The organism is Nocardia sp. NPDC059195 (assembly GCF_042754695.1).
Lineage (GTDB): Bacteria > Actinomycetota > Actinomycetes > Mycobacteriales > Mycobacteriaceae > Nocardia.
Genome location: NZ_JBHZBG010000012.1, coordinates 1 through 22900 on the forward strand (window position 1 = coordinate 1; position 22900 = coordinate 22900).

At 64.3% G+C, this 22900-nt stretch carries 25 protein-coding genes; 18 read left to right on the top strand and 7 right to left on the bottom strand.

Annotation, left to right across the window (positions count from 1 at the left end; genetic code table 11):
- The coding region (locus ACFXKN_RS17120) for an SDR family oxidoreductase (RefSeq protein ID WP_379433354.1) at positions 1–442 on the top strand (442 nt) is incomplete at its 5' end.
- Between the two features lies 1 nt (position 443).
- On the top strand, positions 444–1271 hold the full coding sequence (locus ACFXKN_RS17125) for a mycofactocin-coupled SDR family oxidoreductase (protein ID WP_378951593.1): 828 nt from the start codon (positions 444–446) through the stop codon (positions 1269–1271).
- On the opposite strand, the gene ACFXKN_RS17130 is transcribed toward ACFXKN_RS17125, so the two are convergent.
- On the bottom strand, positions 1268–1735 hold the full coding sequence (locus ACFXKN_RS17130; protein WP_378951590.1) for a VOC family protein: 468 nt from the start codon (positions 1733–1735) through the stop codon (positions 1268–1270). The two genes, ACFXKN_RS17125 and ACFXKN_RS17130, sit on opposite strands and share 4 nt — an antisense overlap.
- A 113-nt stretch (positions 1736–1848) precedes the next feature.
- Between ACFXKN_RS17130 and ACFXKN_RS17135 the strand changes: the two genes are divergently transcribed.
- Positions 1849–2844 (top strand): helix-turn-helix transcriptional regulator, encoded by a 996-nt coding sequence (locus tag ACFXKN_RS17135; protein WP_378951587.1) that lies wholly within the window; start codon positions 1849–1851, stop codon positions 2842–2844.
- Positions 2845–3093: 249 nt separating this feature from the next.
- Here ACFXKN_RS17135 and ACFXKN_RS17140 read toward each other — a convergent pair whose 3' ends face one another.
- The 6 genes from ACFXKN_RS17140 to ACFXKN_RS17165 all read right to left on the bottom strand — a co-directional run bounded on the left by ACFXKN_RS17140 (position 3094) and on the right by ACFXKN_RS17165 (position 8709).
- Positions 3094–4005: an alpha/beta fold hydrolase gene (locus tag ACFXKN_RS17140; RefSeq protein ID WP_378951584.1), complete on the bottom strand. Its 912-nt coding sequence runs from the start codon at positions 4003–4005 to the stop codon at positions 3094–3096.
- 94 nt (positions 4006–4099) lie between these two features.
- Entirely contained in the window at positions 4100–4357 is a 258-nt protein-coding gene (locus ACFXKN_RS17145; protein WP_378951581.1) for a hypothetical protein, read from the bottom strand.
- A gap of 11 nt (positions 4358–4368) precedes the next feature.
- Positions 4369–6030 carry an FAD-dependent oxidoreductase gene (locus tag ACFXKN_RS17150; RefSeq protein WP_378951578.1) on the bottom strand — a complete coding sequence of 554 codons (1662 nt, stop codon included), beginning with the start codon at positions 6028–6030 and terminating at the stop codon, positions 4369–4371.
- 7 nt (positions 6031–6037) lie between these two features.
- On the bottom strand, positions 6038–6409 hold the full coding sequence (locus ACFXKN_RS17155) for a nuclear transport factor 2 family protein (protein ID WP_378951575.1): 372 nt from the start codon (positions 6407–6409) through the stop codon (positions 6038–6040).
- Positions 6410–6513: 104 nt separating this feature from the next.
- Complete coding sequence (locus ACFXKN_RS17160) at positions 6514–8049, bottom strand: FAD-binding protein (RefSeq protein WP_378951572.1); 1536 nt, start codon at positions 8047–8049, stop codon at positions 6514–6516.
- Positions 8050–8424: 375 nt separating this feature from the next.
- A complete protein-coding gene (locus ACFXKN_RS17165) occupies positions 8425–8709 on the bottom strand; it encodes a helix-turn-helix domain-containing protein (RefSeq protein WP_378951569.1) in 285 nt (94 codons plus the stop codon).
- A gap of 242 nt (positions 8710–8951) precedes the next feature.
- On the opposite strand from ACFXKN_RS17165, the gene ACFXKN_RS17170 reads away from it, so the two are divergent.
- From ACFXKN_RS17170 to ACFXKN_RS17240, 15 genes are all read left to right on the top strand, one after another.
- Entirely contained in the window at positions 8952–9830 is an 879-nt protein-coding gene (locus ACFXKN_RS17170) for a hypothetical protein (RefSeq protein WP_378951566.1), read from the top strand.
- Between the two features lie 412 nt (positions 9831–10242).
- Positions 10243–10848 carry a hypothetical protein gene (locus ACFXKN_RS17175; protein WP_378951563.1) on the top strand — a complete coding sequence of 202 codons (606 nt, stop codon included), beginning with the start codon at positions 10243–10245 and terminating at the stop codon, positions 10846–10848.
- Between the two features lie 263 nt (positions 10849–11111).
- Positions 11112–12806: a hypothetical protein gene (locus ACFXKN_RS17180; protein WP_379433355.1), complete on the top strand. Its 1695-nt coding sequence runs from the start codon at positions 11112–11114 to the stop codon at positions 12804–12806.
- A 6-nt stretch (positions 12807–12812) separates the two neighbouring features.
- Positions 12813–13283: a hypothetical protein gene (locus tag ACFXKN_RS17185; protein WP_378951556.1), complete on the top strand. Its 471-nt coding sequence runs from the start codon at positions 12813–12815 to the stop codon at positions 13281–13283.
- Between the two features lie 88 nt (positions 13284–13371).
- Entirely contained in the window at positions 13372–13545 is a 174-nt protein-coding gene (locus tag ACFXKN_RS17190; RefSeq protein WP_378951553.1) for a hypothetical protein, read from the top strand.
- Between the two features lie 811 nt (positions 13546–14356).
- Positions 14357–14572, top strand: coding sequence for a hypothetical protein (locus tag ACFXKN_RS17195; RefSeq protein WP_378951550.1), 216 nt, complete (start codon positions 14357–14359; stop codon positions 14570–14572).
- Between the two features lie 77 nt (positions 14573–14649).
- Positions 14650–15237: a hypothetical protein gene (locus tag ACFXKN_RS17200; protein ID WP_378951547.1), complete on the top strand. Its 588-nt coding sequence runs from the start codon at positions 14650–14652 to the stop codon at positions 15235–15237.
- A gap of 112 nt (positions 15238–15349) precedes the next feature.
- Positions 15350–15640, top strand: a complete 291-nt coding sequence (locus ACFXKN_RS17205; RefSeq protein ID WP_378951544.1) for a hypothetical protein — start codon at positions 15350–15352, stop codon at positions 15638–15640.
- On the top strand, positions 15601–16017 hold the full coding sequence (locus ACFXKN_RS17210) for a DUF5361 domain-containing protein (protein WP_378951541.1): 417 nt from the start codon (positions 15601–15603) through the stop codon (positions 16015–16017). Before ACFXKN_RS17205 ends, ACFXKN_RS17210 begins: the two co-directional genes overlap by 40 nt.
- Entirely contained in the window at positions 16017–17141 is a 1125-nt protein-coding gene (locus ACFXKN_RS17215; RefSeq protein WP_378951538.1) for a hypothetical protein, read from the top strand. The genes ACFXKN_RS17210 and ACFXKN_RS17215 overlap by 1 nt, the downstream gene beginning before the upstream one ends.
- 104 nt (positions 17142–17245) lie before the next feature.
- Complete coding sequence (locus tag ACFXKN_RS17220; RefSeq protein ID WP_378951535.1) at positions 17246–18025, top strand: phage tail protein; 780 nt, start codon at positions 17246–17248, stop codon at positions 18023–18025.
- Positions 18026–18066: 41 nt separating this feature from the next.
- Positions 18067–19641, top strand: coding sequence for a phage tail protein (locus tag ACFXKN_RS17225; protein ID WP_378951532.1), 1575 nt, complete (start codon positions 18067–18069; stop codon positions 19639–19641).
- 23 nt (positions 19642–19664) lie between these two features.
- Positions 19665–20702: a hypothetical protein gene (locus ACFXKN_RS17230; protein ID WP_378951529.1), complete on the top strand. Its 1038-nt coding sequence runs from the start codon at positions 19665–19667 to the stop codon at positions 20700–20702.
- 10 nt (positions 20703–20712) lie between these two features.
- Positions 20713–21843: a hypothetical protein gene (locus tag ACFXKN_RS17235; protein ID WP_378951526.1), complete on the top strand. Its 1131-nt coding sequence runs from the start codon at positions 20713–20715 to the stop codon at positions 21841–21843.
- Entirely contained in the window at positions 21840–22886 is a 1047-nt protein-coding gene (locus ACFXKN_RS17240) for a hypothetical protein (RefSeq protein WP_378951523.1), read from the top strand. The genes ACFXKN_RS17235 and ACFXKN_RS17240 overlap by 4 nt, the downstream gene beginning before the upstream one ends.
- Positions 22887–22900: the final 14 nt, after the last annotated feature.

Sequence of the window (22900 nt, forward strand, 5' to 3'; positions counted from 1 at the left end):
CCGCTGGTGCCACACGGGGGGGGGGGGCTGGGCGGCCGGGCCGGGGGGGGCCTGGGTGTTTATTTTCAGCACCACCACGGGGCGCTGGGGGGGGGCGGCCGCCGCCCACTACTCGGCGAGCAAGCACGCCGTGGTCGGACTGGCCCGCACCCTGGCCAACGAGCTCGGCCCGCGCGGGATCCGGGTGAACACGGTGCATCCCGGCTCGGTCGCCACGCCGATGATCCTCAACGACGCTGTGTACGCCAAAGTGCGCCCCGACCTGCCGAATCCGACTCAGCAGGACGCGGCGGAGGCGCTGGCCCGTCGCACGATTCTCCCCGTGCCGTGGGTGGATCCGGTCGACGTCAGCAATGCCGTGCTCTTCCTCGCATCCGACGAGTCCCGTTACGTGACGGGGATCCAGCTCGTGGTGGATGCCGGACTTACTCAGAAGGTGTGACATGGGACGGGTTTCGGGCAAGATCGCGCTGATCACCGGCGCGGCGCGCGGCATCGGCCGCGCACAGGCCATCCGGCTGGCCGAGGAAGGCGCCGACATCATCGCGGTGGACATCTGCGGGCCGGTCGAGACCGTGGTGTCGCCGGGGGCGACGCACGACGACCTCGCCGAGACCGTGCGCGCGGTCGAGGCGACCGGCGCGCGGATCGTCGCCGCGACCGTCGATGTCCGCGACGGTGCGGCGCTGCGGGCCGCGGTCGACGCGGGCGTCGAGGCGCTGGGCGGCCTCGACATCGTCTGCGCCACCGCGGGAATCAGTTCCAGTGGTGGCGCACTGGAACTGACCGAACAGCAGTGGCAGACGATGATCGACGTCAATCTGACCGGTGTGTGGCAGACATCCAAGGCCGCCGCGCCGCACCTGATCGCTCGCGGCGGCGGTGCGATGGTCCTGACCAGCTCGATCGCCGGACTGCGCGGGCTGGTCGGCGTCGCGCACTACACCGCCGCCAAACACGGGGTGGTGGGCCTGATGCGCTCGCTCGCGAAAGAGCTCGCCCCGCACCATGTCCGGGTGAACTCGGTGCATCCGACCAATGTCGACACCCCGATGATCCAGAACGACATGGTGCGCAAGGTGTTCCGGCCCGACCGCGAACATCCCACCCGCGAGGAATTCGCCGAGGCGGCGGTGACGATGAACATGCTGCCCATCCCGTGGGTCGAACCGATCGACATCGCCAATGCCGCCCTGTTCCTCGCCTCGGACGAGGGCCGCTACATCACCGCCGTGACGCTGCCCATCGACGCGGGCAGCACTCAGCGCTAGCCCTGGGTGTACTCGGCCGCGACGTCGAGGATCCACGTGATGCCGAAGCGATCGCGCAGCATCCCGAACCCGGGCGCCCACTGGGCAGGGCCGAATTCCTCGATGACGCTTGCCTCGTCCGCGAGGCGCTCCCACAGTGCGCCGACCTCGTCGACGGTGTCGCCGCGGACGGAGAGGAAGAACGGTTCCGTGGTGAGAGTGGTGCCGTTCTCCCTGCGGGTAGTGGGCGCTCCCTGAGCGAGGGGTGCGTCCGCTCCGGGCACGTCGTAGGCCATGACCTGGAAGCCGTTGTCGGCGATGACCTGGCCGAACACCACCTTGGTCGCGTCGGGCGACTCGGCGGGCATCCCGAAATCGCCGTAGGTGGCGATGGTGGTCTGCCCGCCGAAAACCGACTGGTAGAACTCCAGGGCAGCACGGGCTTGACCGTGGAAGTTCAAGTGGGCGACAGCGTTGACCGACATGGTGATCGGGTCCCTTCGGAGGTGATGTCGCCGCCGGAGGGTTCCGGCGACAACGCCACTCTCACAACAGTACCGGTCAGGGAACGTCCGCTATTCGTGGCAGCCTGGTGACCATGCCGATCGAGTCTTCGAGGGGGACCTCCCGCCGCCTGCTCTCGCTGCTGTCGTTGCTGCAGGTCCGTCGTGACTGGCCGGGAACGCTGCTCGCCCAGCGGCTGGCGGTGAGCGAACGCACGGTTCGCCGCGACGTCGATCGGCTGCGCGAGCTCGGTTACCCCGTCCAGGCGGTCAAAGGGCCGGCGGGTGGCTATCGGCTCGAGGCGGGCAGCGAGTTGCCGCCGTTGCTGTTCGACGATGAGCAGGCGGTCGCGCTCGCGGTGGCGTTGCGGATCGCGGTGGGGACCGGAGCGGGTATCGAAGAGGCCGCCGCACGCGCTGTGGCGACTGTGCGGCAGGTCCTGCCGCTCCGGCTACGACAGCGCGTCGACGCCCTCGACGTGACCGCGGTCGAAACGGCCGGGCGTGGTGCCGATCCCCAGGTAGACACCGCCGTTCTGCTCGCACTGAGCGCCGCCGTCCGGTCCGCGGAGGAGGTGCGGTTCGACTACCTGTCGGCGGTAGGCGCGCAAGATCCCGGGATGCGGCCTGCGCGGCGGGTGCAGCCGCACCACCTCGTGGTCCGGGGCGGACGCTGGTACCTGATCGGATGGGATCCCGAGCGGCAGGATTGGCGGATCTATCGTGCCGATCGGATGGCGCTGCGCGTCCCCAACGGGCCGCGCTTCGCCCCCCGGCAGGTGCCGGGTGACGACGTCGCCGCGTTCCTGTCTGCCCGGTTCAAAGGCTCCGGCAGCGCGAACATCTGGCCCTGTCGCGGCGAGGTGGTCCTGGGCCTGCCTGCCGCACAGGTGGCCCCGTTCGTCGGCGACGGAATCGTCGAGGAACTCGGCCCCGCCCGAACCAGACTGCTGACCGGGTCCTGGTCCTGGGCCGCGCTCGCCGCGACGCTGGCGCGTTTCGACACCGAGATCGAGGTCATCGGCCCCGACGCGCTGCGTGACGCCTTCGCCGCTCTGTCCCGCCGCGCCGCACGCGCCGCAGGGTCATAGTCCGCAGCGGTATGGCGGCTGCCCGGACGTGAACGCTCTGCACCCGGCCACCCTCATGGTGGTGGAATCCGGCGTTACGCCGATCAGCACTGTCGCCGAAGGTGCGGACGCAGCCCTTCGGCTGATCTGCGATCCGGGCCTGTCGCAGGTGACAGGGGTATTTCAACGGCACAAGGCAGAGCAGTCCGCACGCACAGGCCGTGGATCCGCGGGCGCGCCGTCGCCTGATCGACATCAGCGACGACGCGGTCACCGCGGCGGTGGGCTGAGGCAGGCTCCACTACCTCCGGGGCAGCGCGTGCCGTCCTTGCGGGTGAGGAAAGCCAGGACGGCCGACTCGAATTCGTCCTTGCGTTCGATCATCGCCCAGTGCCCGCAGTTCGGGAACACGTGCAGTTCGGCGCGCGGGATCGTGCGCATCGGGATCAGCGCCATATCCAGGGGGCTCACCCGGTCGTCGCGGCCCCAGGTGATCAGCGTCGGGGCAGCCACCTTGTGCAGCATCGCCCACGGCGGCGGTGCGTCGGAGGCCTCCATCGCCTTGATCATCATCGCGAACGCGGCCTTGCTGTACATCCTGCGGGCACTGTCGAGGGTCGCGGGATCGGTGGCCTGGATCCAGCGCTCCTCGATCAATTCCTCGGTGACCATCGCGGGGTCGTAGACCATCGAATGCAGCCACTGGATCAACCGCTCGCGGGTGGGTTCCTCGGTGAACTCCTGGAGCAGCTTGATGCCCTCACCGGGGCCGGGGCTGAAGAGGTTGCGGCCGATGCCACCGATCGTCACCAGCTTGCCGACCCGCTCCGGGTGGGCGATGGCGTAGTTGAGCGCCACCCCGCCACCCATCGAGTTGCCGATGATGTCGACGCTGTCGAGGCCGAGCGCGTCGACGAAACGGACCACCGAATCCAGCGCGGTGATCATCGGATGTCCGCCGAAGTCGTCGCTCACCCCGAAACCGGGGAATTCCAGGACGAGACAACGGAATCGTTGCGCGAAGAAGGCGAGGTTGCCGCGGAAGTTGCGCCACCCGGTGACACCGGGCCCCGATCCGTGCAGGAGCAGCAGCGGCAGTCCCTCGCCCGCTTCGTGGTAGCGCAAGACGCCTGCGTCGGTGGTGATCTCGCGCAGGGTGCCCTCGTAGCTCAGGTCGGTCATGCGTGGGTACCTCCGTCGATGCGGATCTCGGTGCCGGTGACCAGCGTCCGGTGGTTGTCGAGTCTGTTCATGGGTTCTCTCCTGGTCGTGGGTGTCAGCCGAGTCGGCCGGGAACCGGTTCGTGGCGGAGCTGATCGGTCGCCAATACGCCTGCGCGGACGGCATTCTCGACGGAATCGCGCAGGGCGGGGCAGGTGGGGATCCAGCTGCTGTGTTCACCGAGGGCCGCGCGCCGAGCGAACTCGGGGCACGCGGACTCGGCGTCGTCGAGCCACTGGATGCTGGTGTGGCTCGGACTGAACTTCTCTGCCAGCACCTTGTTGCCACAGGTAGCGCATTCGACGGGTTGCATGGCCGCCCGCCTTACCGCTCGCCCGCAGCGTGACGCGCGCCGATGTAGCCGAACACCATGGCCGGGCCGATCGTCGCGCCCGCACCGGCGTAGTCGTTGCCCATCACCGCGGCGGCGGTATTGCCGGTGGCGTAGAGGCCGGGAATGGGCGAGCCGTCGGCGCGCAGCACCTGGGCATCGGCGTTGTAGACCAGCCCGCCCTTGGTGCCGAGGTCGCCGATCCGTACCCGCAACGCGTAGTACGGGCCCTTGTCGATGACATCGAGCGCGGGCGTCGCCAGGGTCGGATCGCCGTAGTAGTTGTCGTAGGCGCTGACACCGCGGCCGAAGTCCGCGTCGTGCCCGTCGCGCGCGAAACCGTTGAAGCGCCCGACGGTGTCGCGCAAACTGTCGACCGGGACGCCGATCGCGGCGGCGAGTCCCTCGATGTCGGGCGCGGTCCGCATCAGGCCGGTCGTCAGCCACGAGGACGGGAACTTCTGGCCGGGCACGATGCCGCCGATGGGGTAGCGGCTCTTGGCTTTCGCGTCGAAGATCAGCCAGGCCGGATCGTGGCCGCCCGCGAGCTGGGCATGCACGAACGTCACATACGGGGAAGCTTCGTTGGTGAAGCGCTCGCCTGTGCTGTCGACGATGATCGAGCGCGGGATCGACCGTTCCGACACCAGCACCTGATTGATGCCCTCCGGGCGCTGGAACGACGGCATCCACCACGCGTCATCCATGAGATCGACTGCCGCGCCGACATTTTCGCCCGCGACGATGCCGTCGCCGGTGTTGTCCGCCGATGCCGCGCTGAAATTGTCGCGCCCGCCCTCGGGCAGGTAGTCCTTGCGCATGGCCTGGTTGAACTCGAACCCGCCGGTGGCCAGCAGCACACCGTCGCGCGCCCTGATCCGGATCTCCCGGCCGTCGCGTTCGGCGAGGACACCGAGCACCGCGCCGGTGTCGTCGGTGATCAGCGAGCGCAGCGGGGTGTCGAGCCACAGCGGTACCCCGGCATCGCGCACGGCCAGCCGCAACCGAGCGATCAGCGCCCGGCCGAGCGTGTCCATGTGCCTGCGCAACACGATCGCCTTGACCGCCCGCAGACCGGTCAGCAGCGCGGTCCAGCGTGCCCGCCAGGTGCGGGTCACCATATTGAGCTGGACGAAGTCCTTGGAGGTGATGAACAGTCCCGGCGGTGTCGCGAGCGCGGCGGGACGCAGTAGCTCCTCGTCCGCGCCGAGCTGTTTGAGGTCGACCGGCAGCGGCTCGATGGACCGACCCGCCGCTCGCCCGCCCGGCGCTTCGGGGTGATAGTCGGAATAGCCGGTGCACCACTGGAAACGCAGGTGCGGGCTGGTCTCGAGGAAGGCGAGCATGCGCGGGCCCTCGTCGATGAACGCGTCGAGGTTCTTCGTCGGCACCCGGTCACCGACGACCGCGTCGAGATAGGCGCGCACCTCGGCGCGGGAATCGCCGAGGCCCTCGCGCAGCAGCACCGGATTGTTGGGTACCCAGATGCCACCGCCCGACAGCGCGGTGCTGCCCCCGTACACCGAAGCCTTCTCGATGACGAGGGTGTCCAGCCCGCGATCGGCGGCGGCGAGCGCGCCGGTCAACCCGCCCGCGCCGCTGCCGACCACGAGGAAGCCGACCTCATGGTCCCACTGTTGTTCGGTAGCAGTCATCGTCGTCTCAGCCGACGACCATGTCGTCCTGGGACCAGAACGCGCGCATGCTCACGATGCGGGCGTCCTCGTCGAAAGTCATGACATCGATCGGATCGAGGGTGAAGGTCTGCTCACCGAACTTGGTGACCACCCGGAAGCTGAACGCGGCGCTGTCACCCGCGACGCGGAGGGAGAACAGCTCGGTCGAACGTTCCAGCGGCTCGATGTTCTCGTAGAACTTCGTGATCGCGGCGTGGCCGACGTACGGTTCGCTGCCGACCGGGTCCTCCACCGTCGCGTCCTCGCGGTAGAGGGCGACGACGTCGGCGGCCGTACCGCTGCCGACGGCCTCCACGTATTTGCGCACCGTCGCCCGAATGTCGTCCGCTGAAGCCATCGTGTCGCTCCTGAAAAGTAGAAAGGATGAGTAAGTGAACCGAACCACATTCGGTGGCCGGGTGTCCCTTTCTCTCCCGACCAGCGGGAGGGGACATGGGTGGGTCATTCGCCGAGGATGTGCCGGACGGCGAGGTGGCTGAACAGCATGGACGCGCCGATCGGATTGCCGCCGCCGGGGTACACCTCGCCGCTTACCGCGGCCATCGTGTTGCCCGCGGCGTAGAGGCCGGGGATCGGTTCGCCGTCGCGGCCGAGCACGCGCGCCGCGCTGTCGGTGCGCAGGCCGCCCTTGGTGCCCAGATCGGAGATGCCGAACGCCGCCGCGTGGTACGGGCCCTTGTCGATGGTCACCAGCGGCGGTTCGCCGTTGGTGACGGCCCGGTCGTAGGCCTCGTCGCCGCGCCCGAAATCGGGATCGACACCGGCGGCGACCATCGTGTTGAACCGCTCGACGGTGGCTTCCAGATTCGCCGCGGGCACGCCGATCTTCGCGGCCAGCTCGCCGAGGGTGTCGGCGGTGTGCCACAGCCCCGCCTCGACGTACTTCTCGGTCTCGACCATCGAGACGTTGGTGGCCTTGATCGGCGGCACCTCGCCTTCTTTGTCGTCGTAGATCATCCAGAACGGCAAGGTCAGCCCACGCTCGCGCATCTGCCGGATGACATCGCGACCGAGCCGGTCGTAGGGCGCCGACTCGTTGACGAAGCGATGGCCGTCCTGATCGACGAAGATCCCGCCGGTGAACCACAGCGCGAACGCCGAACGCCCATCGGGATGGGTCAGTCCGGGCGACCACCACGCCTGATCCATCAGATCGGTGTCGGCGCCAGCCTCGATGCCCGCCATGTGCGCCTTGCCTTGATTTCCCCAGGGCCCCATGGTGTCTCGTGCCTCGCCGGGCACACCGTAGTGCTTGCGCAGTTCGTCGTTCTGCTCGAAACCGCCCGCCGCGAGGATCACGCCCCGCCGCGCGCGGATCGCGAATCCGGCGCCGTCGCGTTCGACGATCGCGCCGGTCACCACGCCGTCTTCGACCACCAGTTCCACCAGCGGCGAGTCCAGGTGCAGCTGCGCGTGCGGGTAGCTGGAGATCGCCCGCAGCATCCGCCCGATCAGCGCCTGACCGCCGATGAGCAGATCCGGCAGGGGAGCGCCGAGCCGATCGGTGTCGAGGGGTCCGCGCAGCGAGTCGCGCAGCGGGCCCAGCTCGGCGGCCGGGAGCGGCGTCGGCATGATGTGGCGTTGACCGTCGAGGCGGGCCTTGGGCGCCTTACCGAAGTAGTCCGGCCACGGCAGCATCGTGAACGCGAAATGGTCGTCGGCTTCCAGGTATTCGATGAGATCGCGACCTCGCCGGACGTAGGTCTGCTGCAACTCGTCCGGGGTGCGGTCACCGACTACGGCGCGGTAGTACGTCAGCGCGTCGTCGATGGTGTCGTCGGTGCCCGCCCGCTCCAGCACCGGGTTGCACGGGAACCACACCCCGCCGCCGCCCGAATACGCCGTCGTGCCGCCGAACTTGTCGGTCGCCTCGACCACCGCGACGCTGAGTCCCTCACGCGCGGCGGTGTAAGCGCCCGCCAGGCCGCCACCCGACCCCGCGACCAGCACATCGACCTCGTCGTTCCAGTCCACCACTGTTTCCTCCTCGAATTGCGCTCGACGGTAGGCCCGGCTCCGGTGGTCGTGGGGCGGTTCTCCCGATCACCGGGAGGGCATCGATCCGCGAATGTGCCGGTCAGGGTCTCGAGTCCCCACTGGCGCCGCTGGCAACAACTCCGGAGGCCCAGGCAATATCGGGGCAAACATTCCTCGAAATTGGTCACGGTCTCGCCTACCATCGAAGGCGGCGCCAACATCGGAAGGGTTCGTACCAGAAGGGCGGGGCTCGAATTGTGTGATGAGGGTGGAGATTTGGCGTGGCCGTCGATTCGGGTGACGGCCGACTGGCGGCAGATGACGGTGGCGACCTTCGTCGTCGAAGCGCGTCTACGAGGGGAAGTGCCTGGGGAGCTACTGGATGCCGATTTCGGACTCGATGTCGGTGACGAACTCGCTGGGCTTGACTCCTAGCGCCCGGGAGAGCCGATAGAGCTGGTTGATGGTCATCGCCCGCTCGCCCGCCTCGAGGCGCTGGACCGTCTTCTTGTTCATGTTCGCGGCATCGGCCAGGGCTTCTTGGGTCATCCGGCGTCTGGCGCGCAGTCCTCGCAGCGTGGCGGCCAGGGCGAGGTTTACTCGCTTGGCTTCTTCCGCCGCGTCGACCTGAATGTTCACCAGGTCGTTGGATTTATTCATGTGTTCCATTCTGAGGACCGAATGCGGTCCTATGCAAGCGCACCACCACAGGTTCTGCGTCAGATCTGGACCAGCAAGCGACTGTTCGGGGTGTCAGAGCGACCATTTGGGGGTTAGCCTGGTGGGGGATTCACGCTGTCAGTCGAGAGGATCTCTGCGCCATGGCATTTCATTCGAACCACGCCCAGCACCTGTCAACCACGTGTACTCACTGTGCTCGACCGGTCCCCGATCGATTGACGGTGTGCGCCACATGCGGCGACGCGGTCGTGCAAGCCCTGCTCTGCTTGCCCGGTCTGCTCACCGACCTGACTATCGCCCGGTCGAGACTGGATCGCTTGCAAGCGCAACGTATCGGCGGGAAATCGGCGAATGTGCCCTTGCCGGTTCGCGCGACCGGGCGCGGAATCCGCATGCACGGCGATGGTGCGCTCGCCGAAGTCGAGAAGGTGATAGCCACCTGGGCGAATGTTCTTGCCGCGTATCTGGATGCCACTGTGCCGCTCGGGAGACCAGGGCTGATCCAGCTCGTTCACAACAATCGCGGCGATACACGCGATCGGGCCGCACTGTCACTCACCGAGGCCAGTCCACTCGAACAGACCGTAGTCTGGATGGCATGTCAGCCGATGGCGCTGCGCAGCCACCCCTCCGCCGGTCAACTCATGGCTGAGCTCTCCGGCGCCCTTGAACGGCTGAGTTCGTCGATCGATCGTCCGGTTGCGCAACGTTACGTGGGGCCATGCCCGACAGTTCTGGCCGACGGCTTGCAGTGCCGACATGACCTACGCGCCGAACGAATCGCCAAGCGGGTGCGGTGCCGGCGCTGCGATTCGTGGCACGAGGTGGAACAGATCGAGGCGATAGCGCGATCCACGGCCGAGGATCAGCTCTGGCCGCTGGCGGATCTGTTGCGCGTGTTGGACGGCGTCGGTGCACCGGTGCCGCGGTCGACTTTGTACCGCTGGGCCCGGCAACATCGACTAGAGGTTCGCGGTTGGCAGCACCACGGACCCAACGGGATTCGAACCACCAACGACAGGCTCAGTGCTGCCGACGTCGCGGTGTATCGCCTCGGTGACGTGCTCGTATTGGCTTCGGGAGGCGTCCCGAAGGCGTAGCGGGCTCTGTGTAGAAACGGGCTTGATGCTTGCGTGATCAAGCTCCCGGCGCTATCGTTGGCACCAGAAACCGCTACTGACAACCGCTGCCCAAAGCTGTTGCTAGTGGCGGTTTTTCGTGTCGCAGGTCGGCTGAAGTCGCGAACGTAGGAATGTCGGGATTTGGTTGCAGTGAGCGATGATCGGCGCTACGATTGGCACAACGGATCGCTGCTGACGACTCCACCCCAAACTAATTGTGTAACCAGCCAGACATTCCCAATATTGCTTGAGCCCAATTCCGCTACAGGGATTGGGCTTTTTCATATGTCGTGCGGAGGCACGCCACCTTCCCGCGCAGCCGAAAGTTTCCGCGAAACCTACCCACACGAGATGCCAAACGGTGGCTCGGTCTCAACAAAGGCGGGTGTTCATGTCTGACAGAGAAGTTGTTGAATCGGTACGCTTCGGCACTCATCAGCCAGCAGAGTACGTCAAAACGGCTACGGGACAGCAGGTGACGCCGGAATTCATCGACTTTCTTCAGCAAGTGCTGACCGGACAGGGTGCTGAGTCCCGCGAACCCACAGGCCTTGATCCATTGGCAAAGATCTTGGCGGACGAGCTCGCGGTTCTACACCTTCCGGAGTGGCGTAGCCCGGAAGGGCGCAAGCTTGCGGAAGCGACAGTCACCACCATCAAGCAGGCCACACGGATCGCCGAGTACCTCGTGATGCGTGGCGTACGACTGCATCCCGAGCTCGAAGAGATTCGATGGACACCGACTCCGGGCGGACAGCCGGGGGCATTCGACACCGGAATGCATGTTGTGAAGGACGACGACGGCCAATGGCCGACTCCGTCTCCGGAGGACTACTACGACCTGGCCGACATCAAGGTCGCACAATCCGACGACGGCATCTGGTACGCAACACATCCCCGCGGACTTGCCTGCGAAGCACGATCGAAAACCGAAGCCTATGCCGACCTAGCTGACCAGTTGCGGCACCGAATTGTGCAGGCTCGCGGAGAACAGTAGTATTCCGGTCCGGCTGCGGAAGATTCTCTGCTCTGAATGATCTGGAATTTCCTTCAGCACACCCCCATTCGGTGCGCTGTGCGTCCGATGTGGGGGTGCTCCTGATGGCGGTTAATCCAGATGATGGCTCGGTGCCGTCGTGGGTTGCTGAGCGTGCGGTCGCGTGGGAACGTTTGACTGCGAGTGGTGTCGCGGTCGACGAATTCGATGGTGGGGCATCGGATTCCGTGGTCGGGGGCGGGGGTGTCTATTCATACGGTGGGATGAATCCGGTATCTGCGGCTCGCATAGTCGAGCGGGTGCAGGATCGTCGTTTGATGGTGGATGAGTTCCTGTCGTCGGGAACTGTCGTTCAGCCCGTGGCGATGGTTGTTCCTCCGCGGCCGGCGCCGCCTGAGTCCGATGACGCGCAGATGGCCGGTTATGGCACGAAAGGCCCGGGTGATTCGCGGAATATTGATCCCGGGATCGTGGCTCCGCCCACCGATGAGCAGTACGGCGCTCCGGGCGATATCGCCCCGAGTCGTCCTTCGGTTCCGATGGAGGCGGGGCCGGATCTGGATTATCTGCTGTATCAGGAGCAGCAGGACCCGGGTGGTGGCGCCTCGGGTGGAGGTCCGCAAGCCGCGCCCGGTCCCGGTGGCGGGAACGGCGCGGGTGGTTCTGGGCAGGGTGGTCCGCCGCCGAGTGATCGGTGGATCGAGAATCCTCCTGGTCATGATGTGGAGTGGGATGGAGATCATCCTCGCTGGGAGGACGGCAAGGACGTCTATATCTGGGTCGATCCAGACGGTCGGTGGCATTACTATTACCCGGTCCCGGTTCCGGGCACCGCCGATGATGCGCCAGGGGATCTGCAGCATGCGAACCCGCAACCCCAGCAGGCGACACCTGGTGATCGTGTCGATGGTTCCGAGGGCGGGCAGTCTGCACCGCCGGTAGATGCTGATCTCCTCCCGGTGGCGCCGAGCGATCCCGGTACTGCTCCGGCTGCGCCGGAACAGCCGGTGCCTGATGAGTTTGGGCCGCCGCAGGATTCGGCGCCGCATACGTTGCCGGAACCACGGCCGCAAGAGGCTGACCAGCCGCCGCCGGTCGAAGCGGATCGGCCGCCGGCGAATGCCGAGTCGAAGGAATCGGGGGTCGGTGAGCCGTCGTTCGTGGAGAGCCTGATTCCGGTCTATGGGTCAGCGAAGGCGGCGATCCACAACTTCCAGAACGGTCAGTGGGGTTGGGGGATCGTCAACTCGTTGTTGGCGGTCAGTGATCTGTTCTTGGTGAAGAGCATCTTCACTGTTGGTGGGAAGGTGATCCTGAAGCTTGCCGAGATGGTGGTGAAGGATCCCGCCGCAATCGGCAAAGCCATTGTGGGCCTGGCTGACTCGGTCGGCGGTGCTGTTGGCAAGGCAGCCGAGGGCGTCGGCAAGGCAGTCGATGGTGCGGTTGCCAAGGGCAAGGAAATCCTGGGAGGGCTGTTCGGGAAAGGAAAGAGGAAACCGCCCGAAGCTCCTAAGCTACAAGATCCGGCCTTTGATCATGACTCCCTTGGTCGCGACTTCAAGTCTGGTGTGCACGATCCCAAGAGTGAGTTCCTGCCAAAGGAGCGCGATATCGCGGATCGTTTAGAGGCTGAAGGTTGGCGAATTGATCAGCGTCCAGTCAAACCGGATGTTAAGAACCCGGATGCAATGATTCGAAAAGGACCAGATGATCCGGGTATGATCGTCGACTTCAAGACGTTGGATAGCGGCAGCAACAACGCGCTCAAGAAGAATATGACGGACACTGACCAGCTCGGCCCTAATGATGGATTGGTCGTTGATGGGAGGAAGGTCGGAACGACGCGAGAGGAAGCGCAGCGGGCTTACGCCAGGGCTAAAGGGCAACCGGGTGGACGCCTGCCAAGCACGCTCCATGTTATCCTGGGGGATGGGTCAATCATAACCTTTGGAAAGTAGGTTGACATGTCGGACAGCGAATTGGTCTTCTTCTATACTGACAATTCTCCGGAACTTGAGGCGGAGATTGTGGGCGAACTCCTTGGTGGTTATGCGGGAAAGGTGGAGGATGGGGCCCGAGTGCGGGTTTGGTTCGCGCCGGATCCCAAATTTGGCGAGGTTTTTGGAGATTTCTTCCGTAATTCTTATTCATATCCAGATGATGTCGAGGCAACCCCTGAAGCGATCGACGCATACAGTGTGGTATTAGGGGTCAGATGTACCGAGAGGCGCGCACAGAAGGAGTGTGGGCGGCAAGTATTCGATTCAGTGAATATGGCGCGACCGGATGTTCCATTGATACTAACCAATGGTCTAGATCTTCTTGTGGCCGCATACCTTCCCGGTCGTGGAATTCGCGACTTTTCCGAAGGCGTCACCGTGTACTCCGACTACGAGCGGGTTTGGCGCCCTTGGGTGGTTTCTCGTAAGGACTGATCTCAATGATAAGCCGCCGTCGCAAGGCGATCGGTGGTTGGGCATGGCCAAATAGAGGGCCGACCGTGGGCTACGAAGTATTTCGCTGATGTTCCGAATGGACGGTGTACCCTCCGTGGAGGGTCATATCCTCCAAAATGCCGAAGGCGGACTCGATATCGAAATGAAGCAAGCATTGATTCATATCAATGCAGATGGTTCGACTGATGATATTGAAGAAAAATGGCACCGTCGTGTATTAGCGAAAAGGGCGTGTCGTTGAGTAACTACACAAAAGAAGTTGAAACTGAGATTCGTAGCTATTTTGAAGAGCCGATATCGGTGACTATTCGAGAGTTTCCCTCGGGAGTGATAATGGTTGATTTGCTATCTGGTGAGCATTTCGGCATGATCGAGGGGGCATTCAAATGGAACGAATGGGGAGTGTCTGTGTATTTCGAGTAGGGATTTTGTTCCGGTTATGACCACGTCTTCGCGACACTTCGGGAGGCGTTGATCTTTGCGCAACGGTTAATGAGAACGGCGATCGACGGAGCGGAATGATCGGCACCCGACCTGGAGGCGGCGATCTGCTCTTGCGGAGGCTGTTGACCAGTTTTAGCGGTTGACGAACTCAATTCCAGCCCTGTGCAACGCGTCGAATCATGAGAATCTGAGGGTTAGTCAAAGGGTTTCTTATGCCGTCCTTGGTCGTGCGCGATCAAGTCGATAGAAGCGGCGCCAACGGGCGATATAGAGCCGAGGTTGACTCGCTACTCGACGCTCGGAGGCTGGTCGTCGTCTGCGGAGCATTTCGCTGACTATTGGTGTCACTAAATTTTCATCTGTGAATATTAGCGAAGGAGAAGGCGATGCTCGAAAGAATAGTTTTCGCGGATGTCGAGAGAAGTCTTGTCGATCATTTGACGGTCGAGTTGGCTGCCGCTTCCGATCCAGCGAAAGTCGTTACGCAGGTTCCTGATCCGGCTCCGCCTCGGATGGTTCGGGTTGTTCGAGACGATCGGGAACGTCGCCAGGACAAGGAAGACCGTTTTGGGCGGCGCGGCACGAGATTGATCCTCGATCGTCCACGAGTGCGCTTCGAGTGCAGCGACGCCGCAGGTACCGCCGCCGAGCTTCTCGCTGTCGTGCGCTCGATTCTGACGGCGGCCGCGCCCGGTTACATCGGCCCGGTGTGGTGCGACCACATCGACGACGCCGGCGTGGAGAACGAATCCGATCCGGCGACAGCGGCACCGAGGTATGTGCTGCTCGCCGACCTGTATGTGCGAGGCACCGTCCTTGCATGACTCCCTAACGGGAGCAGCATAACTGAATACTCGAAATTCCCCCGGGCCTGCGCAAACACCCCGAAGGGAATATTCACATGGCTCTGCCAACCAGCAAGTACATCGGTGCGGGCACTCCCAATATCGCCGTGACCGGCGGCGTCTTGTCCGGTCCGCTCGGCACACTGCTGCCAGCCTCGGCATCGACGACCATCGATCCAGGGTTCACAGCGCTGGGGTATGTCTCCGAAGACGGCATCGAGTCCAAGGGGGAACGGCGAGTCCAGTCGGTGAAGGACTGGAACGCCGACATCATCGCCCAGTTGCAGACCGAGCACTCCGTACGATTCGGCCTCACCCTCTACGCGGTGTGGGACAAGGACGTTCTCGGTGAGGTTTTCGGACACGAGAACCTCACCATCACCGCGCCGACGGCATCCACCGGGACACTCGTCACCGTCGAAGAGACCGGTTCGGTCCTCCCACACCGGTCATGGGTATTCGACATGAAGACCGAGGAGAAGAAGCTGCGGATCGTGTTGCCCAACGCCAAGATCTCCTCGATCACCGAGAACAAGTTCGTCGCCCGGGATCTCGTCGGCTTCACAGTGACCGTCGAGGCGTTCAAAGACGACGTCGGCGTGAAGGCCTACCGCTACCTCGACGACGGCATCCCGGCCGCTTGATAAGCCCCCAGTCGGCGGCGGGTCCACCCTATTGCGCAGGCCCGCCCGCCGCCGCTGGGCCCCATCTTTGAGGTCCAAACCTGTTCCATCTCTCTGAAAGGGTCTGTGCAGCATGACTATTCCGAAAACGCCGACGAGGCTCGGCGAGCAGATCAGTATCAAGGACGACTTCATCTACCGGGTCGGTGGGGTGGACGTTCAGCTACCGTCGCTGTCCTACCTCAAGCCCGGGTTGGTTCGACGAATCCGCCGGATGGGTGAGGTCGACGCGATGTATACATTGCTCGAGTTGTCGCTGTCGGCGGAAGCTCTTGCGGCGGTGGATGACATGGATCCCGACGAGTACCGGACTTTACTCGAAGCGTGGCGCGTCCATTCAGGGGTCAGCCTGGGGGAATCCTGAGCCTCGATGCTCTGGTCGAAGAGCATGGCGAGGCAATCGAGTACGACATTATCGCCCACGGACTACGGCTGCGCCACCTGGGATCCGACGTTCTCAGCTGGCGGGACCTCAGGGCGATCATCAAGTGGCTGCCCAGCGGCTCCGCGTTGTCGCGTGCGCTGGACCCGAGCGGACAGCATTGGCAACTGAACCAGCACCTACTCGCGGACATGGTGGACTCGCTGCGGTGGCTGGTGTGGGCGAAAACCGAGGACGCTCGACACGGACGCGGACGACCAGATCCCGTCCCCCGACCAGGAGTGAAATCCGGTCGCGAGAGGATCGGGACCGCCGTGAGTATCGATCGGATGAATGAATTTCTCGATTGGAGCGGATAGTGGCAGACGACATGGATGCCGGCCGCGAGCGGCTGGCAGCGATGAGCTGGCCAGAACTTCTGGCGGCGATGAACAACGGGCGCCTCGATTCCGGTCTGGTCGGTCCACCGACCAGCGGAACACCATGGCAGGGACCAGAATCGGATCCGGCGGCAACGGGCGCCCCCGAGGCGTGGTCGCTACCGAACTCGATTGTTGACCAGTCGTTCGGCACGGCAGTCTTGGTGGCGGCATTTCGCGATGCGCTCGATGTACTCGGCCAGGTCGCCGGCGTATTGAACCTGGTCGGCAACGCTGCACTGAATGTCGGCGACCAGGCGGGAGTCGGGTTAAGCTCGGCCCTCACCTCGGGCACGGGTCAGCAAAGCTCGGGCTCGCTCGGTGCCTTACCGGCAGCTGCGGCGGCATCATCGAGCACCGCGGGTCTGTTCAAAAATGCGCTGCTGGGATACACCGGCAGTGGATCGGGCCCGACGTCGCCTGCGAGAACGCTCGAACTGCCAGGTGTCGTTGGCGGTGAGGATTTGGCGAGCAGCGTCACAACGGCAGGTGGTGCGTTGGGGCGCGATATCGGCGCGGCTATCGGACCAGTACTAGGTCCTGCTGGTGGATCCGGACCTGACCTCGGCGAGAAGATGGGTGTCCTCGCTGGTTCCTGGTTGGGCGGGATCGCTACGTCCTTCGGTGGTCCCGGTTCCGTGGGTCCGGATTTCGGATCGATGCGCGGGGCCGGTCTTCTCGGCGGTATCAATGGCGGCATTGCGGGACTGGCGCAGAAGGCGGGCGGTGATATCGGGACCGCACTGGGAGCTGCGTTGGCGCCCGCGTTGGGACCAGCGGGACCGCTCGCGCCGATCGTGGGGTCGCTGTTGGGGTCGCAGGCGGCCCAGATCGTGATGAAGCCGATCGAACAGGCCGTCGACTACGCCGGTCAAACAGCGAAAGAAGTGATCGGAAGCGGTTTCGGGTTGGTCGATCTGGCCAACAGCCCCGGCGGGCGGACCGCGCGAGGCGATATCTACAACTTCAACGGAATGGACCCGAAGAGTGCCGCGATTGCGGTCGAACGGGTGCGTCGACGCCGTGTGCTGGCACAGCAACGCGGGGGAGGGCTCGGTCGATAATGCACCAACTTCTGGAAAGACACGCGACGAAACTTGTTGTGTGGGACGTGAACGGGCGAGTCTGGCATCTGTCCGGAGCGAACGCCGGGCGTGAAGGCGTTCGGTTGTCGAATCAGTCCGGGCACATGTTCGCGCCGACACAGCTGCTGATTTCCGAAGGTGCCAGGCAGGATGGCGCGACTTTCCTGCGGTCCGTCCGGTCGAAGAAGGACTGGGACTTCCTGGTACTCATCTCCGCGAAAGACGGCTGCTCCGAACCGATCCGAGACTTCCACGCCGTACACGACGCGTGGTTCCGGGGCTGGTCCACCGACCTACCGGTAACAGTCGGATACTTCACCCGCCATCAAGGCTGGCGATTTCAGCAGGCGCAGCTCGAGTCCGCACCTCAGCCGATCGGTGACGTCGATCCGGCACTCAACGCTCGCATCGCCTACAAGATGTCGGCGACGGCGATGGATCCGCTGGAGCACCAGTTCGACGAAATCGCGGTGTGGAACAACACGTCCGGCTCCGGACAAGGGATAGTGCGCGCCCGGAACGCGGCGGATCAGCCTGCCTGGCCGCGGTACACCATGAACGGTCCAGGTCGCTGGTCGATCCAAGACCTGACCACAGCAGAGCCGCCACGGCTGGTGCAGACACCCGTGCTGCAGGAGGGCGAGACACTGCGGATCGACACACATCCGCGGCGCCGAACAGCTCGCGTGTACTCGTCGGCAGATCCTGTCGGTCGCAATGTGTGGGCACAACTGGCCGGGCGGCGCTGGTTGGCGCCGCTGCCACGGTGGAGCTCCACCGACATCACCGTGCTGGTCGATGCAGGCACAGCGCAGTCGAGCATTATCGTCGCGGTCACGCCTCGATCATCGAGGCCGTTTTGATGAGCGCGCCTGGATGGGACCCGGACACCGAATCTCGGCGGATGGACGTGGCGACTCAGACAGAGCACGCACAGGTTCGTGACCAGGACATCTTGGTTCGGTACTGGGACAAGAACATGGTTGAGGTCGGGGAGGAACACAGCTACCTGTCGTTGGAGTTCACCTACCCGCGCAACGCAGCCGGCGGGCTCAAGATGATCTGCCCGAAGGACATGGTCCACTTCGACCATCTGTTCAACAATCCCGATGCTGAAGACGCGACGATCCCGATCACGGTGAACACCAAGAGTTTCCGCTGGGACGGTTACATCACCAAGGCATCGATTGTGCGCGACGAGAACGGTGTCGAGACCGTCGACATCGAGGCCATCCACTGCTGGAACCACATCGCAACGATCTGTTGCTGGGCAAATCCTTTCGCGCCCATCCTCGTCCAGTTCCCGCGACACATGATCCTGCTCGGGCCGGTCCGCACCCTGATCACCACATACCTGACCGCGAATCTGATCCGGCTACAAGGACTGGGTGCCGGATCGTTGGACGACCCATCGCGCGACTGGCGCAATATCGGGAACTCACTGTTCCCGATCGCGGTGGTACCGGTGAATCCGCTGACCGACACCAGCCGATGGAGCGCCGCGTCGGCGCGATTCGACATGGCAGACAAACTCTTCCAACCCATGCTGGACGACTCCGGCGTCATCCTCACTGCTCGGTTCTTCCTAGCGGGCGAAGACCAACAGCCGGCACCGGACTGGTTCTACCTGGACCGGCCGACGGTCGTTCTCGAGACTGTGGACAAGTCCGGCGTCACCGGCCCCACCGGCACCTTGCTGGATGGAATCCATTCCTGGATAGAAGAATTCGCCGACGACGGAACCACACCTATTCGGTATCCGAACTTCGATTCAACCTCCGAATATGAGGCGATCTACGGCCAACCGGGCAGATTCGGCACCCACCGGAACTTCCCGTGGGTGTGGTACTTCGAAGGGGAATACTCCGGGATCGGGCCGTCAGAGGTGGCGCTGCACAAACCAACGGCCACCGACATCATCGTCGGCGGCAGGTCGCCAGGCTGGGTGAATGCCGGCATCAACATCGTCATCAAGGACCTGCTGTCGCTGATCGGGCTGGGATCGCTCTACCAAGGTCAGCTCAACGACGTCTTTCTGGCGTGGATGGTCTACCGGGACACAAACCGTGTCCGGCGCGCCGGACCGTATGCCTTTCGAGAGCTGTACATCACCGGCAGCGACAAAGCGTTCAATCTCGACGGTCTGGTTGCTGCCAGGCAGGGGCTGCATGTCACCCGGGGCTACACGAGTCACAAGGTGACCGTCGAAGACCACGCCCCGTACACGTTGGGCAAAGACTACGAGCTGGGTGACCAGATCGGGTTCGTCCTCGGCGGATACGTATTCACCGACTACGTCACCGAACTGACCTTCATCGACAACCGCCAAACAGCCGCCCAGTGGGAGATCACGGTCGGCGACGGCACCGATGAAGAGGACTCGATCGTCAAGGCGTGGCAGCGGCTGGCCCGCGTAGCGCACTCGATCAAAGATCTGTCGACCGACGTGGGCGCGGACCTCGATCTGCTGATCTTCTAGCCGAATCCCGAGAGGAGAATTCTATGGCGGACATCAGTTTTCCCGCACGGGTGGCTGTGGACCGAGAGTCCGATGTCGACGGACTACCCATACTCACTGCGCATGTGACGGTCTCGGAGGAAGTGGCCGGTTTGGCTCTGCCCTCTGGTCCGCGCGGTGAGCGGGGGCAACGCGGCCGACCCCACACCACATTCGAGAAGATGGGCGAGATACCCGACGTCGCGGCACGGCCCCCTGGCCTCGGCTTGCTGGACCGAGGACGGTGGTGGCATCGGCTGGACGACAACGGGATGGACGTCTGGACCGGCACTGAGTGGAAGCACTCGGCCGGGGCCGTCGGCCCACATGGCCCGGTCGCCGACGCCAACACGATCACCAGCATCCGCACGGTGTACAGCGAGAACTTGACCACCGCAGCGGTTGATTTCATCGGCGCGGGTGCCGAACAGCAGCTCGAAGTGACAGTGCCCGCGGGCCTTCAAGGGCCCAAAGGGCTCCCGGGCACGTCCGGCGCAATTTCGGAGTCACCCGACTTCGACACTGCATCGGGTCCATCGCACGGCGGTGTTTTCGGATTTTCCCGTGCCGGCGGCAAATTCCGTGCCATGCCCGCCCCGATGGGAGCCGGTCCTTGGTCATGGGTCGAGGGCGACTTCGCCGCAGACCAGGAGTCCACGGCCGCTCAGATCATCGCGGCGACGTTCACGATTCCCCCTCAGCCATTCATTTGGCGACCTGTTGTGCAGGGACACCTGTCGACCTTCTCCGCGAACAGCGGTTCTCAGTACTCCCAGGCGGTCGTGAGGATGCACCACTCACAGGGACAGGTTGTCGCGAGTGCGGTCGGATCGGCAGGGGTCTACCTCTACATGCCGATCGTGTCGACCTTTCGCGACGAGCAATCCACGGTCACGCTGTCGCCCACCTCGACCTACGCGACGATCCCGGCTGGCCAATCGGTGGACCTGCTGGTGGCAGTCGAGCGGGTCGGAAACGGGACCGCGACGATCGGCTACAAGCGGGCGCGGGCATCGCTGGTCGTCTACGCCCAGCCCATCTGATGGAGGTGACATGTCCACTGTAGGAAAGTATTTCGACACGGCGCTAATTCGGGGAATCGATGAAGGTGTCGGCGCCACCGGTGTCGTCCAGTCTCTACATGCCACCCCAGCCGACGGCTCGCTCGAATTGATGACCGGCATACCGGGCACTGCCGGCCTGCCGGGAGAACCAGGCCGGGCGTTTCGCTGGGAAGGCGATATCGCCGATCAATCCGCGCTGTCGGCGCTGTCTGCCGGACTGGGCCCAGGACAGGCCGGCAAGGCCTGGCGAGTGTTGTCGGCGAACACGTTGGTGTACTGGAACGGCTCGAGTTTCGATACGTTCACCGACGCGTTCGGTGCCGCTGGACCCGATGGTGGACCCTGCACTGTTCGCCTCGGCAACGTCGAGACCGGACCGGTCGGTTCCGAGCTGCAGGCGACGATCACCGGCGTGCCACCTGATCTCATTCTCGACCTGACAGTGCCCCGAGGAGTGAAGGGCCGAAAAGGTGAACCAGGCGGTCCCGGGCCGATCCGCGAAGCGCCCGACTACCTCGACCTACCACTGGTCGAGGGAGCGGTGCCGGTGTGGGACCAGACAGTCAACAAATGGACCTCGCGACCGTATCCAGGGTTGCGGGGACCATGGTCGATCATGGAGGGCCGTGCCTGGGACGGTGGCGCTGGATTCTCAGCTTCGCAAGCGAACATCGGAACATCGCCGAATACGGTTGCCAGGCTGACTATTCCAGCGCAGGACACGGATTGGTCGCCGATTGTTGCCGGCGGCGTTCTCGTGCAAACCACCGAAGGCGCTACGACCTATGTCACGCGTATCGACGCCGAGGTCCGGATCGGATCTGACAGCGGGCAGATCGTCGCGCAGGGGTCCGGTCTGCCCGCGGGGATCGACGGACACTGTGATCTGATGCCCTACTTCGGAACCCGGTGCACACCAACCGATTCGGTGGGCGTCATACCTGCCGGCCAGGCCGCGGTGCTGGTAGTCGTCCTCAGACGCAACGCGGGCAGCTCGAACTACAACTACTACCTGCCCGGCGCTCAGATCAGCTGCTGGGCTCGGCCGGTTGATCTGCCGAACGCGCCCGCGCTCGACCCGGCGCTGATCATCACCGCAGGGACAGAGGAGCCACAATGACCGATCCTCGACCACCCGCGTTCACCGCCGACATCCTGGTCACGATGCGTGGCGTCGGCGACTCGATCGGCCTCCCGTACACGGTCAACCCGATGGAACTGGTCGATCGCGAGGCACTCGTCGAATTGCGGGAGGGCCCAGCGGGTCCCCCCGGCGAAGAAGGCGAAGCGGCATGGCCATGGCTGTGGCAGGGCGACATCGCCGATCCCGCCGCCTTGCGGGCACTCGGCCTCACCACCTCCGATGCCCGCAAAGCCTGGCGAGTGGTCGCGGAAGACGCCGTCTACGTCTGGACCGGACTCGAATTCATCGGCTTCGCCAACGCGTTCGCAAACCCGGGACACAAAGGACCGCCGAACCGGTTGACCGGATCTGGGGTCGCCGGTCCGACGAGCTCGTCGGCCGCCGCACAAGTCACCGGTGCCGCACCCGGACAACGAGTGGAAATCACCTTCCCTCGGGGGGAAACTGGTGATCCCGGTGACCTCGGTGTGGCCGGTCGGATCCAGGATGCTGCGGACGTTCTCGTCGACTCGACACGCCCACTCGGCCAGGACTACGTGCTCGCCTGGGACGCTGCACTCGACAAGTTCGTACCTCGCCCAGGTCCTCGTCTTGCCGGTCCATGGGCTATCGGGCAGGGGCAGATGGTCGGAGGCTCGCATCTGAGCGATCAGGTCAAAGTGCTGGCGTCCATGACGATTCCAGGTCAGCCGATGTCGTGGCGGCCGCTCGTGTCCGGTTATCTCGCGGTCACCACGGAGGGCGCGCGGGGCGAATCCAAATGCAATATCGAGGTTCGTATCGACGGCGTCGACGGTGAACTGGTCGCACGTGGTCACGGCACCACCATTCCCGGAATCGGCAGCGGCCTGGTCGCCTCGGAGTTCCAGTACCCGATCAGCCCCGATTCGACAGTCGGTGTCGTGCCAGCGAATCGGACGATCGTGTTGTACATCCTGGTGCGGCGAATCGTCGGCACCGCGCGGTACACGGTCGCCACCAACAACGCCCAGATCATCGTGCGCGCGCAGCCCGTCTAATCGCGCGATTGCTT

Excerpts from the sequence above, each read along its gene's own strand:
- ACFXKN_RS17125 (WP_378951593.1), top strand. The coding sequence starts at position 444 with ATGGGACGGGTTTCGGGCAAGATCGCGCTGATCACCGGCGCGGCGCGC.
- ACFXKN_RS17130 (WP_378951590.1), bottom strand. The coding sequence starts at position 1,735 with ATGTCGGTCAACGCTGTCGCCCACTTGAACTTCCACGGTCAAGCCCGT.
- ACFXKN_RS17135 (WP_378951587.1), top strand. The coding sequence starts at position 1,849 with ATGCCGATCGAGTCTTCGAGGGGGACCTCCCGCCGCCTGCTCTCGCTG.
- ACFXKN_RS17140 (WP_378951584.1), bottom strand. The coding sequence starts at position 4,005 with ATGACCGACCTGAGCTACGAGGGCACCCTGCGCGAGATCACCACCGAC.
- ACFXKN_RS17145 (WP_378951581.1), bottom strand. The coding sequence starts at position 4,357 with ATGCAACCCGTCGAATGCGCTACCTGTGGCAACAAGGTGCTGGCAGAG.
- ACFXKN_RS17150 (WP_378951578.1), bottom strand. The coding sequence starts at position 6,030 with ATGACTGCTACCGAACAACAGTGGGACCATGAGGTCGGCTTCCTCGTG.
- ACFXKN_RS17155 (WP_378951575.1), bottom strand. The coding sequence starts at position 6,409 with ATGGCTTCAGCGGACGACATTCGGGCGACGGTGCGCAAATACGTGGAG.
- ACFXKN_RS17165 (WP_378951569.1), bottom strand. The coding sequence starts at position 8,709 with ATGAATAAATCCAACGACCTGGTGAACATTCAGGTCGACGCGGCGGAA.
- ACFXKN_RS17175 (WP_378951563.1), top strand. The coding sequence starts at position 10,243 with ATGTCTGACAGAGAAGTTGTTGAATCGGTACGCTTCGGCACTCATCAG.
- ACFXKN_RS17180 (WP_379433355.1), top strand. The coding sequence starts at position 11,112 with ATGAATCCGGTATCTGCGGCTCGCATAGTCGAGCGGGTGCAGGATCGT.
- ACFXKN_RS17185 (WP_378951556.1), top strand. The coding sequence starts at position 12,813 with ATGTCGGACAGCGAATTGGTCTTCTTCTATACTGACAATTCTCCGGAA.
- ACFXKN_RS17190 (WP_378951553.1), top strand. The coding sequence starts at position 13,372 with ATGTTCCGAATGGACGGTGTACCCTCCGTGGAGGGTCATATCCTCCAA.
- ACFXKN_RS17200 (WP_378951547.1), top strand. The coding sequence starts at position 14,650 with ATGGCTCTGCCAACCAGCAAGTACATCGGTGCGGGCACTCCCAATATC.
- ACFXKN_RS17205 (WP_378951544.1), top strand. The coding sequence starts at position 15,350 with ATGACTATTCCGAAAACGCCGACGAGGCTCGGCGAGCAGATCAGTATC.
- ACFXKN_RS17225 (WP_378951532.1), top strand. The coding sequence starts at position 18,067 with ATGGACGTGGCGACTCAGACAGAGCACGCACAGGTTCGTGACCAGGAC.
- ACFXKN_RS17230 (WP_378951529.1), top strand. The coding sequence starts at position 19,665 with ATGGCGGACATCAGTTTTCCCGCACGGGTGGCTGTGGACCGAGAGTCC.
- ACFXKN_RS17235 (WP_378951526.1), top strand. The coding sequence starts at position 20,713 with ATGTCCACTGTAGGAAAGTATTTCGACACGGCGCTAATTCGGGGAATC.
- ACFXKN_RS17240 (WP_378951523.1), top strand. The coding sequence starts at position 21,840 with ATGACCGATCCTCGACCACCCGCGTTCACCGCCGACATCCTGGTCACG.